Consider the following 13916-nt stretch of genomic DNA (forward strand, 5'->3'; position numbering starts at 1 on the left):
TTCAAACACCCCTCTTCAAGTTACCTACATTTCTTATACTATAACCATCATTGCACAAAGATATAGGGAGTACAAGTATACTATTCTTTAATTTGAAAACGACAAATGGTTTGCTGCAATTCTTCTGCATGCGCTTGTAATTCCAATGCTAATCCATCCACCTTGCGAATAAGTGCCGTTTGATTATCCGCAATATTCGTTACCTGTTGTGCTCCGGCAGCCGTTTCTTCCGCAATCGCTGCAACTTCTTGCGATTGCTGAGTTGTTTCATAAATTTGCTGTTTTTGCTTATGAATCAATTCGGTTATATCAGCTGTTGCATCTATCATTTTATTTGTAGTTTCATTCATTTCATTGAAAATTAAATTCGTTTTCTTCCCTGTTTCCGCTTTTTCTTGGGCATTCTCGACTTGGTTTGTAATTTGCGTGACGACATTTTTAACTTCTGTCTGCATATTACGGATAATCTCCGCAATTCCTTCTACTGCTTTACCACTCTCATCAGCAAGTCTTCTTACTTCTTCAGCAACCACGCTAAAGCCAGCACCATGTTCTCCAGCTCGTGCAGCTTCAATAGAAGCATTTAATGCTAATAAATTCGTCTGTGAGGCAATTTCTCCAACAAGCTTTAACACTTCTTCAATTTCTTTAGAGTGAATTTCTAAATTTTGCACAGACTTTAAGGAATGCGTATTTTCTACTGCCAACTCCATCATCCCATCCACCAAGGAACGAACTACTGTATTTGTCTCTATTAACTTTTCAGACATTTGTCCGGAAATAGATTTGGACATATTCGCTTTTTTTTCCACACTAAGAGCGATATTCATTGATTCTTCCACAGACTCTGCTGATGCTTGTACACTTTGTGCAGACATTTCAGCCCCCCCAGCAATTTCTCCAACCGAATTAGAAATTGCTAATGTTTGCTCCAGTGCATTATCCGATTCAGCAGAAATCCGTTTTACTGTTTCGTTTGTTTTGTTAAAATTATTTTCAATACTTTGAACCATGTCGCGTAAATTAAAAAGCATATGATTAAAGGCTAAACCTAAAGATTTAATTTCATCATCTGATTTTGAAACTTCCGCATCTTGGCTTATATCTCCATGTGCGGCTTTTAATGCACTTTGTTCCAATCGCTTTAACGGTTTAATAATAAACCCCGCCGCCAAAAAGCCCAAAAAACCAGACCAAAATATACCTAATACTAAGGTGACAATATTAAAAATAACGGAACTAATGGCGATTTTGCTTTCAATGACTGGATAGAGAATATACATAAAAAAAGCACTTGTTGAATACGTAATAATCGCAAGAATCGTAATAAATAGCGCCAATTTCTTTCGTAAACTAAACTTATACTGCCCCTTTGTTCCCACTCTTTTTCCCCCTCATGAATAAGAAACACCTTACCACTCACTTTTTGTTATTTTTTCCATTATTTTATCTATCAAGATTTCTAATTCTTCATATGTGTCTCGATACATCGAAACAGTCCCTCCAAAAGGATCACTCACATCCCCATTCAGGTCATCCTCTGCATATTCTTTTATCGTAAACGTTTTCTCAATGGAGGATGGATATGCTGACACAAGCATATTTTTATGTCCTTTTGTCATAGTGAATATATAATTCGCCCAGTCTATTAACTCTTTTGTGACCATTGTGGAAAAATGGTTATGCTGGATTCCCTTTTCAGAAAGAACCTCCTGCGCCTGCAAAGATGCAGCACTACCATCTACCGCATAGACTCCAGCGGATTTGACTTCGACATCAGCAGAAAATTTATGCTTTAAAATAGCTTCTGCCATTGGACTTCTGCACGTGTTACCTGTACAAACAAACAATATGCGAATCATCATTTATCCTCCTTTATATGGTTCTATTATAGACCATTTTACCTAAAAATTCTATTTAACCTACAAAGAAGACGGTGCAAATACTCGTTTATTATCGGTTAAAACTAGTATATTTTTAGCATTTATTAATTGTTAGTATTTTACACTACCTAAAAAATTGTCTTTTCACTCTATATTTTCTAAACAAACGAACGCGAAATGGCTTTCACCAAAAGATGAAAGCCACTTCTCCGTATCTAGAACTACTATAAACTAATAAGCAGCTTGATTCCAAAAATAAGAAGGATTCCTCCTCCAAGCATTTCTCCATAGGAGCCTAACCAACCCTGTACTTTTCTTCCAATTAGTAAGCCTAACCACGTCAGCACCATCGCACTAATTCCAAAGCAAAGCAGAACCACTACTGTTCTTGCCTGATATATTCCTAGACTTAAACCAACGGAGAAGCTGTCCAAACTAACACTAACCGCAAATAGAAGCAAGCCGAGACCAGCCGGCGTAATGCGACTTGTCTCCACTTCTTTAAATCCTGTCCAAATCATTTGAATTCCTAATATAACCAGAAGTGCTCCACCTATATATCCGGCTATTTCACTAAAATTTTCCGAAAGAAACTTCCCTGTAATCATCCCCAGCAAAGGCATTATTACATGAAAAACCCCAATTATAAAACCGATTTTTGCGATTTGCTTTAATCTTAATTGAAACATCCCCATCCCTAGCCCAACCGAAAATGCATCCATTCCTAAAGCAAATGCCATTAAAATAAGTGTAAAAAGTTCTCCTACGACTGCAGACATTTTTTGGCCCCCTTGGACTTGCTCATTAGAGATTATGCACGTCCAAGTTCTTTTAGAAGTAAGAATCTGCAAATAATTTAAGAGCTAACTTCTGATTTAAATACTATTTTATTACTTGGTGGGAAGCAGCTTTCATCAGTCTGTTCATAACAGCTTGTCCAACACCCTCTGTCGGAAAAATTTCTCCGAAAATAATATCCACTTGCTGATGATCAAAGCTTCGCAAACCATCATATAGATCAGCGGCTACCGTAGATAGATCCTGTCGCTCACCACAAGCATAAATAAAATCAGCTTGATAGAATACTTTATTTTCCTCTGTAGTTAAGACACCGACTCTATGTCCCTTTTGTTTTTCTTCTTCTATTAGTAATTGAATTTTCTCCTTAGAACCATCGACTAAAAACAATGGCGCATTGGGAGCGTAATGAGTATATTTCATGCCAGGTGACTTTGGTTTTATTTCCGTATCAGTCAGCGCCTGATCAACTTTCACTTCGCCAACAACACTTTCTAGTTGTTCTTTTGTAATGCCTCCTGGGCGGAGAATCATTACTTTCTCATCCGTACAATCCACAACAGTAGACTCTACACCTACTCCTGTGGAACCACCATCCACTATTCCGGCAATGTATGTATCTAAATCTTCTTTCACATGAATTGCTTTCGTAGGACTCGGTTTCCCAGAACGGTTAGCACTTGGAGCTGCAATGGGCAGGGCTGATTGCTCAATAATCTGTAATGCAACAGGGTGATTAGGCATTCGAATCCCTACTGTAGAAAGACCAGCAGTCGACAACTCCGATAACACCCCATTTTTCTTTTCGAAAATAATCGTAAGTGGTCCCGGCCAGAAGGCATCCATTAATTTCTCCGCTGTCTCCGGCACCTTTTCAACTAATTCATCTAATTGCTCTCGTTTTGCAATATGGATGATAAGCGGATTGTCAGACGGTCTTCCTTTAGCAGCAAATATTTTTGAAATGGCGGAATCTTCTTTTGCATTTCCCCCAAGGCCATAAACCGTTTCTGTCGGAAACGCAACCACCTCATTTTTTCTTAAAAGATCAGCAGCTTGTTTTATTTGTGAATAACTTTCCTCTTTATCCACATTTTTATCCACTGACCAATAATTTGTCTTCATTCAAATCCACCTTTTTCCATTCTAATATCAATTTCTCTAAATCGCTTCTTATTCCTCATTTTTCGACAATACCACCATTTGTGAAAAAGGACAAGTTTCTTCTTAAATGGGGATAAAAATCTGACTTGTCCACAAATTGTGAATAAACACCCCTGAAAAGTGGATAACTTTTACTATTTATCCACAATATTCATCGGAATATACATAAAATGTAACTTATCAACAGTGTAAACGTTTTTTACAGTATTCGACTCTTTCATTGCTGCTGGAATGTTTTCTTCTTCTATCGCTTGAAATCCTAATAAACGAAATAATTGCATGGAATGCGGATTATGAACCTTACAATAGATAGCATCCAGGTCTTTATCCTTCGCTAATTTTAACGCTTGCTGTATTAAAAACAATATATCTTCCACATTTCCTTTAGAAAGAACCATCGAACGCAGTAATCCTGTTTTCCCAAAAGGTTCTATTCCAATTGTGCCTATCAGAGTTTGATCAGCTTCCGCTTCCATAAGCAAAAAGTAGTCCAGCCATTCTTGCAACCCTTCTACTGTCACTTCTGCATTTGTTAAAAAAGCAGCAATTCTTTCTAAATCTCCTATTTCTGCTTGTCGAATGATATGCATCTTCCTCATCCCCTCACCATCTAGTATTTAATCTATTACTATGAAATGATGGAGGAAAAAATGCGAGATTTCTTACTTAAGGCCAAATTCTTTTATTTTGTTATATAGCGTTCCTCTTGATATTCCTAGCAATGTTGCTGCAGCACTCTTATTTCCATAGGTTTTTTTGAGCGCTTCTTCTATTCGTTCCATTTCGTTATCTTCCCTATTCCCTCTTTCACCCCGAATAGAAACCTTATACTTTTCCACAATTTCTGCCGGGATATGTTCAAGCGTTAATTCTCTATTCCCCTCACATACTAATACACTATGCTCTATCACATTCTTCAACTCTTTTATATTACCTGGCCAATCGTATGAACATACAATATGCATTGCTTGTTCATTTATTTTTATTATGTTTTTCTGATATTTTTCATTGTACATCTTTATAAAACTATTAACTAAATGCGGTATATCTTCTTTTCGGTTGCGGAGGGGAGGAATTTCAATATGGACAACGCTAATTTGGTAATAAAGCTTTTCGTTAAATTCCCCTTTTCTTACTAACTCTCCTAGAGGCTGGGTAGAAGATAAAATAAGTCTTGTTGCTGGCTTTTTCTGCTGCTCCCCACCAACCCTAGTAAAGGATCGCTCTGTCATATAGTGCAAAAGTTTTTCCTGAACGGCTAAAGGCATTTTATCTACTTCTTCGATAAAGAGTGTCCCTGACTCAGCCTGTTCTATCTTTCCTTCTATTTCTTCTGGATCTCCTGCATTAAAAGTCATTTTCTGATATCCAAACAGTTCCATCTCCACCAAATCTTTTGGAACAGTGGAACAATTTAACGATAAAAACTGATTCTTTCTTTTCGATCCCCCATAGTGAATCGCTTGCGCTAGCTGTTCTTTTCCGGTACCTGTTTCTCCAGATATAAGAACAGGTATTTCAGCCGAGGCTATTTTTTGTGCCATTTCAACCGCTCTTTTCACTTCTTTGCTGCTTGATAAAATAGAAGAAAAAGGCTCATCTTTTTGTACATATATAGAGGTAGTCGAATCTAATTCTTGATTTAGGTGTATTAGCTTCGTAATATCATGTTCTGTTGAAATGCCACCGATTATTTTATTATCTACAAGAACAGGTGAAGCATTAATTAACACATGTGTATGTTCATTTGGGCGATGATACGTTCCTCTAATCGGATTGCCTTCTTTTAAAATACGATGCAATTGAATCGAATCTGTTTCAAAATGCTCGCCAATTTTTTTGCCGATAATCGCTGCTTTTGTAATTTGATAGGTATCTTCTGCTACACTATTCCAGTAAAAAACGGTTCCATCACTATCTACTGCTGTTACAGCATCATTCATTGTCTCTGCAAGTGTTTCAAAATAAGTAGCGAGATATTTATTTTCCTTTTGTAAAGCTTGGATTCTTGCTGTTGCAGTTACAATCCCTTGAAATTCATTTTGTGTCTTTATAATGACTGGTCTTAACCAACTTAGATTTTCTCTCTTTATATCCTGTACAGCAATTACCTCTGAAGGTAATATATTACTTACTTCTAGCCAATCTTTTATTGTTTGATTATTCCTTACAGCTGCTAAAAGGTATTGCTCTTCATTTCCAATCGTAAATAGCTGCTCACTTTCAATAATAACGTAGGAATAATCTGCTAACACCTCTGTTAGCGTGCTAATTTTTTCGTTGTCTGAGAGGATGGTAAATGAAGTTTCAATCTTCATTTGTGAATCTGTAAACATATCTTTATCCTTTCTTTCCTTATTATTGTTAATTTATCACTAAATAACCGTTTTTTCCAATAAGGGAAAATGGATGCGATTTATGCTATAGAAAAAAGCTGGCTCTAATAGGACTACACTCGAATGATTAAAATGCAGAAGGTACTACTTCCTTCTAGTAATATTCTTGTGTTCCTAATAGAGTCAGCTTGATAAAGTTGATTTATTTTCGACTATGGATTTAACACTGCTTGCTAGCACTTTTCCAAAAGCCAGCTAGCAATTACACTGATTACACTACTTTTTTTGTGCTTAGTTTCGCTTGTGTGAAAAGCAACAGATAATCGAATCCTCCTGCTTTGGAGTCCGTTCCAGACATATTAAAGCCCCCGAATGGATGCACCCCTACTAATGCACCAGTACATTTCTTATTAATATACAAATTGCCGCAATGCTGATTTTCTAATGCATACTCGATTCGATCTTCTTGAGAAGAAAAAAAGGAGCCAGTCAAGCCATATTCTGTATCGTTGTATACTTCAATACCTTTTTTCCAATCAGGTACCTTACAAATTGCAAGAACTGGACCAAAAATTTCCTCTTTCATAATGCGAGCATCTGCAGGAACATCGATAAAAATGGTTGGTTCAATATAGTAGCCATTTCCTTCTGCACGCGACCCGCCTATTGCTAGTTTCCCTTCGTTTTTTCCAATTTCAATATAGCCTAGTATTTTGTTTAATGCTTTTTCATCAATTACTGGCCCTACTGCTGCATTAGTCTCTGGTAGGCCAATAGCTAGATTTTTTGTTCGTGTTAGTACCTTTTCTACTACTTTATCGTACACAGATTCCACAATCATTGCTCTAGATCCGGCAGAACATTTTTGACCTTGAAAACCAAATGCCGCTGCCACAATCGCTTCTGCTGCTGCATCAAGATCTGCTGTTTCATCGACTACAATGCCATCTTTCCCACCCATTTCGGCTACAATTCGCTTTAACCATATTTGGCCCGGCTGTACAACAGACGCACGCTCATAGATACGACAGCCTACAGCACGAGATCCAGTGAAGGAAATGAATCTTGTTTTGGGATGCTCCACTAAATATTCTCCTACTTCCAAGCTATCGCCAGGAAGATAATTAATAACACCTGATGGTAAACCCACTTCTTCCATTAATTCCACAAACTTAGCGGCAATAACTGGTGTATTATCGGACGGCTTTAAGATAACAGTATTCCCCGATACGACTCCAGCAACTGTTGTCCCTGCCATAATAGCAAGCGGGAAGTTAAATGGAGAAATAACAATTCCAACCCCAAGCGGAATATAGGTAATCTTACTATCTACTTCACCAGCTGTCGGGTACAGCGGTTGATGGATCGATGTCTCACTTAAACGAATCATTTCTCTCCCGTAAAACTCAAGGAAGTCAATTGCTTCCGCAGTATCTGCATCTGCTTCAACCCAGTTCTTCCCTGACTCTAAGATTAAGTATGCGGAAAACTCATGTTTTCTTTCCCTCATTAATTGTGCAGCTTTAAACAAATATTCAGCACGCTCAGCTGGTTTTACTTTCTTCCATGTCTCAAACGTATGCAAGGCTTCCTGCATAGCCTTTTCCGCATACTCTTTATTCCCTTTACTTACTTCTCCGATGACTTCATCCACATTCGCCGGATTAATCGATACCGTTTTTTCTTCTGTCATTATTTTGTCTTTGCCAATTACAAGAGGGAATGTTTTTCCTAATTCCCTTTTTACTTTTTGAATAGCCGCTTCCATTGCATGCTGATTCTCGATTTGAGTAAAATCGGTAAACGGTTCATTTTTATACGGTGGGATACTTGTCAAATTCGTCATCTTTATTTCTCCTTTTTTGTTTATATTTTTTCATCCTAAGTCTTGCAAACTTAATATATAAAAAGGGGAGCTCGATTCAATCGACTTACTTAAATAAGTTTTTCAAAATAAACCAAACGTTTGCTGGTCTTTCTGCCAATCTTCTCATAAAATAGCCGAACCAATCTTTTCCGTATGGCACATACACTCTTACTTTGTACCCTTCTTTCACTAGCTTATTTTGCAAATCCTCACATATTCCATACAGCATTTGAAATTCAAACTTGTCTTTAGCAATCCCCTGATTTGCGGCAAGCTCTTTAGTGAATTGGATTATTTTTTCATCATGGCTGGCAACAGCTGTGTAGTTTCCATTCAGCATATGCATTTCAATAATTTTTTTGTAATTTTCGTCTACATCCTTTTTCTCTGGAAAGGCAACATCCGGTGGCTCTTTATAAGCTCCCTTTACCAAACGCAGATTTGCATTTAATTCATTCAAACGTTTCATATCTTCTTCTGTTCGATACAAATAGGCTTGAATGACCAAACCAACATTATCATATTCCTTGCGGAGCTCTTCATAAATATCAATGGTTACTTGGCAATGAGCGTAGTCTTCCATATCAATGCGGACAAAGTTTCCGTATTGGCTGGCTCTAGAAACAATTTTCCGCATGTTATTCAAGCATAAATCCTTATCAATATCCAACCCCAGTGATGTCATTTTGACTGATAAATGGGAGTGAACGCCAGATGCATGAATCTCATCTAGTGTTTTTAAAGACATTCTCGTTGATTCATCGGCTTCTTCTTTCGTGTAGACAAACTCTCCTAAATGATCAAGCGTAACCACTCTACCAGATTTGTTTAATTCGCTGACTTTTGAAATTGCTTCTGCTATCGTTTCACCAGAAACGAATCGTTTCGCTCCAAAGCGTAAACCATATTTGCGAGCTAGTTTATTGGCGGACTTATTCTTAGCTAATGACTGAAACATATTTCTCAATGCAACTTCCATTATCAAGCTCCCCTTTTGAACACTTTTGTTTAAAATTTAAACACTGTACATTTGTGTATAATTCATATTTCGATTATACAATAATATCAGCTTTGAAATCTATAATTTTCTGATTAATTTTTATTATTAAAATACTGGAAGCGCATAATTTTTTCTTTTGATTACGGCTTAAAATTTAGAGGGGAGAGTATAAGAAGTGATTAATGAGGCTGACGATCACATAAAAAAGACTGTCTGACTAGTACGCTTTTAAAAGAAGGTTCTAACCCCTCTTTTAAAAGCGTACTTCATAGACAATCTCTTAACTAATTTTGTATGTTCTCGCGTTGTGTTTTCTTCTTGTCATTCTTTTTGCTAATACTCCATATTTAGGAGAGCAAAGGAAGCTTATCATAAAAATGATGCCTGTAGAAAAAGCCATCGCCCCTGAAATAGAGGTATCTAACCATACCGCCATATAATAGCCAATAAACGCCGCTAGAATCCCAAACCCACTGCTTAACAGAAAAAGAAAGGATAATCGATCTGTCCATAAATAAGCGGCGGCCGCTGGAGTAATAAGCATCGCTACTACCATAATGGCACCGACAGCATCAAAAGCAGCCACTGTTGTTAAGGATACTAAAGACATAAATAAATAATGCATAAAGATAACAGGAATGCCCAGACTTGCTGCAAGTGCTGGATCAAATGAAGTAATTTTCCATTCTTTATAGAATGCTATAATGACCAATAGAACTACAAATAGCACGGCGCTTAGTAATACTACTGCCTCTGGAACCCTTCCTAAAATCGGAACTTCTACTCTTTCCCATGGAATGAAAGTAATTTCCCCCATCAACGTATGTTTCACATCTAAATGAGCATTACCTACTTTTGTTGCAATTAAAATGACCCCTATCGCAAATAGTGTAGTAAAGACAATTCCAATCGAAGCTTCTTGCTGAACTCCGTGTGTATGCAGCCACTGAATGACAACCGCAGTAACAAGTCCAGCAATAACCGCTCCAATTAACATATGAATTCCTGTTAATTCTCGTGTTATTAAATAAGCACACACTATCCCCAATAACACGGTATGACTAATAGCATCAGCCATCATTGCCATTCTTCTTAAAATCAACAAAACGCCAATTAAACCACAACTTAGTCCTACTAATGAGGCAGTCAACAATATCCAACCAGTATAGCTCATTATTGTTCTACCTCCCTCGTCATTTTTACTAACTCCATGCCCTTCCTTTGTCTTTTCTGTTGAAAAAAGACAACAGCCAATCCTTTTTTACTTCCTAAAAATAAGGAGATAAAGAAAATAGCAGCTGCGGTTACTACGATAAACGGACCAGTTGGCCATCCTTTTCCAATTGTGCTTAAAAATGTCCCCATCATTCCGGAGGCTCCTCCAAACAAGGCGGAAAGAATCACCATCACTTTAAAGGATTCTGTCCAATATCTAGCACTTACACTTGGAATTATTAATAAGGCTGCCATTAATATGACGCCGACCGCTTGAATACCAACCACAATAACTAAAACAAGAATTGCCATGTAGAGTGCATTCATCCCAGTTATGGATATACCTATTCCTTTTGCAAAGCTTGGGTCGAACAAAAAGATTTTCCACTCTTTAAAAAGAATTACTGTTAAGAAAAGTACAATAATAGCCACCATCATCATAGTCCAGACATCTCTTGATACCATGGATGCCGCTTGCCCAAATATAAAACTATCCAGCCCGCTCTGATTACCGCCAGGCATTCGATTAGCAAATGATAACAGCATAATCCCTAAGCCGAAGAAAACAGATAACACAATTCCCATGGCTGCATCTTCTTTCACACGACTGGAGCTTCTGATCCACTGAATAAGAAATGCACCTAATAAAGCGGTAATCGCTGCTCCAATTATCATAACAAAGAGATTTTTTTCTCCCAGTAGTATAAACCCTAATACCACTCCTGGTAACGCAGCATGAGAAAGAGCATCACTCATTAAACTTTGTCTCTTCCAATAAGCGAAGCTTCCAATAACACCTGCTGCCATTCCTAATAAGAACGTACTGAATAATACAGATTGCGCATTATAAGATAGAATACTAAACATTATCTCTTCTCTCCCATCCAGTGCAATGTACCACCATACGCTTTCCTAATATTTTCTTTTGTAAAAGTCTCACTTGTAGGACCATGGGCAATGACCGTTTTATTTAATAAGAGAACATGGTCAAAATATTCTTCAACTGTCTGCAAATCATGGTGGACGACCATGACTGTTTTACCTCGCTCCTTCAGCATCTTTAAGGTTTCCATAATCGCCTTTTCCGTTGTCGCATCTACTCCGGCAAGCGGTTCATCTAAGAAGTATAGATCAGCATCTTGCGCAAGCGCGCGCGCAAGAAACACGCGCTGCTGCTGGCCACCTGATAACTGACTAATTTGACGATCTGCATAGTCTTCCATCTTCATTTCTTTTAAAGCTGCCATCGCCTTTTGTTTATGCTCTTTCTTCGGCCACTTGAGCAACCCTATTTTCCCATATAAGCCCATTGTAACTACATCGAGAGCATTTGTTGGAAAGTCCCAGTCTACCGAACCACGCTGGGGCACATACCCAATTCTCGATTTTGCTGTTTGATAGGTTTCACCGAAAAAATTCACCTCTCCACTAATAGCATGGTGAAGCTCTAATATTACTTTTAACAAAGTGGATTTTCCAGCCCCATTTGGTCCGACGATACTCGTCAGAGTTCCCTTCTCCACTTGAAAACTAACATCAGATAACACTTCATTTTTTCGATAAGCAGCGGACACATTTTCCACTGTAAGTATTGTTTCCATCTTTATTCCACTCCTCTGCTCAATGCTTGATAGATGGTTGCAACATTATGTTCATACATCCCGATATATGTTCCTTCTTTCGATTTCGCATCGCCCATAGCATCAGAGAATAATTCTCCTCCAAGTTCTATATCAAGCCCTTGTTTTTTTGCTCCTTCCACAACCGCATTGACGGAGGCTGGGTTAATGCTGCTTTCAACAAAAACTGCTGGAACTTGATGCTCTACTAGTAATGCAATAGTATCCTCTATATCCGACAACCCAATTTCAGCTTCCGTACTTAAACCTTGTAAACCAACAACCTCTATATCTAGCATTCTTCCAAAATAACCAAATGCATCATGTGCTGTAACTAATACCCGCTTATCTTCAGGCAATGATTCCATTTGTGTTTTTGCTTCTTCTTTTAACGAATCTAATTTCGCAAAATATTCCTGTTTATTTTGTTCAAAATAGTCACTATTATCAGGTGATGCTTTCTTTAACTCGGTCGTTGCAGCATCAAGTGCCTCTTTCCACAAATCAACATCAAACCAAATATGGGGATCAATCGCTCCTTCTTCATCCTTCAAAAGCTTCTCCTCTGCAATAACATCCCCGATCGCAAGAACTGGTTTTGTTTTGCTGATTTCTGCAAAAACCTTTACCATGTTGGCCTCTAGATGCAACCCGCTATAAAAAACGATATCCGCCCCATCCATTTTCTGGATATCTCCTTGTGTCGCTGTATACAAATGTGGATCCACTCCAGGTCCCATTAAGCTTTGCACCTCTACTTTGTCGCCGCCAATAACCGACATAGGCTCTGCAATTTGCGCAATTGTAGTAACAATCGTAAGCTTACCATCTTCTTTAGATCCCGTTGATTCAGCTGAACATCCTGTTAGAAAAACAAACGACATTAGCAATCCTGTTAGTATCAATTTCCACATTATTTATTCCTCCTTTTCTTTATCGCAACAAATATACCCATTGGACAATTTGTTTCCTCAAGGAAACTTTTATGTTTATATACAAAATACTTAACTATCCGAAAAATGTCAATGATTTAATCATAATTAGGTAAATTTTTTTAAGTAACTTTACTAACATTCAATAAAAAAGATGCCTTTATTAACAGCATCTCTCTTAAAAACTATTTTGTTATCCAAATATCTTCTCCCATAACTCCACAAGAAAGAATTTCACTTCTACTTCCTCTTCTTTTTCTCCTTCTACAAATACAGGATCTTGTTTCTCTTCCGCTTTAGTTTGTTCTTTCTTTTCTTCCTTTGCTGGTTTATCTGGTTTATCTGCCTTTCCTTCTTTCTTCTCAGCTTCCCCTTCCTCAAATCCATCACTTACCGCAACTCCATTAGAGAAATCCAAGAAGCATAATGGTGGGAAAAGAACACACCACCAATTGGCCCCTTCACCTTCTCCTAAAGTAATTAGAATGGCATCATATTGACCAGCTGGATATAAGAACTCCCCATAAAGCTTTGTTGGAAAATCTACTTTATCAAACGTAACATTTACGGCTTGGTTGGCATTTTCATCTTCTACTACTCTTTCTGCAATCTGTTGAATCTCTGGTAACTTTTCCTTCAATAAGTCTTTAGCCACTTCTTTAGAAGTTAATTCGGAAACCCAGTTTGTAATTTCCTCATTTACAGCATCTCTTACTTTTCTTTTTAACTCCTGATCATCTTCCTTATCACTATTCGCTAATATTCTTAGACGAATCGCATCGTTTGGAATAATTACTTCATTATTAGCTGTCACTTCATTTTTGGGAATATATAAACTCATCATTGTAGATAAAATAAGTACAAATAAATAAATAGTTGCCATCGGTTTATTTTTCATCTTTAGCACCGCCCCTTCACTAACACAGTGTGGGCAGATTAATAGAATCTTAAACTAGTAAATTTCATTTTTTTAGAGTAATTTTTGTAGATTTGGAATTTGCCCTCATTTATCTTGCGGTTCTGCTGCTTTTTCTTGCGATTCCCACACTTTTACTTGCGACCTCCTCTCTCTTTCTTACGATTTTCACACTTCTACTTGCAA

13 protein-coding genes are annotated in these 13916 nt (G+C 37.6%); all 13 read right to left on the reverse strand.

Going from position 1 to position 13916, the window contains the following annotated elements:
• Positions 1–80: 80 nt before the first annotated feature.
• On the reverse strand, positions 81–1382 hold the full coding sequence (locus NST77_RS18735; protein ID WP_172859365.1) for a methyl-accepting chemotaxis protein: 1302 nt from the start codon (positions 1380–1382) through the stop codon (positions 81–83).
• A gap of 30 nt (positions 1383–1412) precedes the next feature.
• Positions 1413–1862 carry a low molecular weight protein arginine phosphatase gene (locus NST77_RS18740; protein ID WP_095329579.1) on the reverse strand — a complete coding sequence of 150 codons (450 nt, stop codon included), beginning with the start codon at positions 1860–1862 and terminating at the stop codon, positions 1413–1415.
• Positions 1863–2107: 245 nt separating this feature from the next.
• Positions 2108–2662 carry a manganese efflux pump MntP gene (locus NST77_RS18745; protein ID WP_095329578.1) on the reverse strand — a complete coding sequence of 185 codons (555 nt, stop codon included), beginning with the start codon at positions 2660–2662 and terminating at the stop codon, positions 2108–2110.
• Positions 2663–2765: 103 nt separating this feature from the next.
• Positions 2766–3806, reverse strand: coding sequence for an L-threonylcarbamoyladenylate synthase (locus NST77_RS18750; RefSeq protein WP_095329577.1), 1041 nt, complete (start codon positions 3804–3806; stop codon positions 2766–2768).
• 173 nt (positions 3807–3979) lie between these two features.
• Positions 3980–4435 (reverse strand): GNAT family N-acetyltransferase, encoded by a 456-nt coding sequence (locus NST77_RS18755; RefSeq protein WP_341123405.1) that lies wholly within the window; start codon positions 4433–4435, stop codon positions 3980–3982.
• A gap of 72 nt (positions 4436–4507) precedes the next feature.
• A complete protein-coding gene (locus tag NST77_RS18760; RefSeq protein WP_341123406.1) occupies positions 4508–6163 on the reverse strand; it encodes a sigma-54 interaction domain-containing protein in 1656 nt (551 codons plus the stop codon).
• Positions 6164–6452: 289 nt separating this feature from the next.
• Positions 6453–8027 (reverse strand): L-glutamate gamma-semialdehyde dehydrogenase, encoded by a 1575-nt coding sequence (gene pruA, locus NST77_RS18765; RefSeq protein WP_171510168.1) that lies wholly within the window; start codon positions 8025–8027, stop codon positions 6453–6455.
• Between the two features lie 85 nt (positions 8028–8112).
• Positions 8113–9027: a proline dehydrogenase family protein gene (locus NST77_RS18770; protein ID WP_171510169.1), complete on the reverse strand. Its 915-nt coding sequence runs from the start codon at positions 9025–9027 to the stop codon at positions 8113–8115.
• A 301-nt stretch (positions 9028–9328) separates the two neighbouring features.
• Positions 9329–10222, reverse strand: a complete 894-nt coding sequence (locus NST77_RS18775) for a metal ABC transporter permease (RefSeq protein ID WP_095329572.1) — start codon at positions 10220–10222, stop codon at positions 9329–9331.
• The gene (locus NST77_RS18780) at positions 10222–11130 is read right to left on the reverse strand and encodes a metal ABC transporter permease (RefSeq protein ID WP_095329571.1); all 909 of its coding nucleotides are present in this window, start codon (positions 11128–11130) and stop codon (positions 10222–10224) included. Before NST77_RS18780 ends, NST77_RS18775 begins: the two co-directional genes overlap by 1 nt.
• On the reverse strand, positions 11130–11864 hold the full coding sequence (locus NST77_RS18785; RefSeq protein ID WP_095329570.1) for a metal ABC transporter ATP-binding protein: 735 nt from the start codon (positions 11862–11864) through the stop codon (positions 11130–11132). Before NST77_RS18785 ends, NST77_RS18780 begins: the two co-directional genes overlap by 1 nt.
• A gap of 2 nt (positions 11865–11866) precedes the next feature.
• Positions 11867–12796, reverse strand: a complete 930-nt coding sequence (locus NST77_RS18790; protein WP_095329569.1) for a metal ABC transporter solute-binding protein, Zn/Mn family — start codon at positions 12794–12796, stop codon at positions 11867–11869.
• Between the two features lie 211 nt (positions 12797–13007).
• Positions 13008–13712: a stage II sporulation protein R gene (gene spoIIR / locus NST77_RS18795; protein ID WP_095329568.1), complete on the reverse strand. Its 705-nt coding sequence runs from the start codon at positions 13710–13712 to the stop codon at positions 13008–13010.
• Positions 13713–13916: the final 204 nt, after the last annotated feature.

Origin of the sequence: Niallia sp. FSL W8-0177 (genome assembly GCF_038006285.1) — a bacterium.
Taxonomy (GTDB): domain Bacteria; phylum Bacillota; class Bacilli; order Bacillales; family Cytobacillaceae; genus Niallia; species Niallia circulans_A.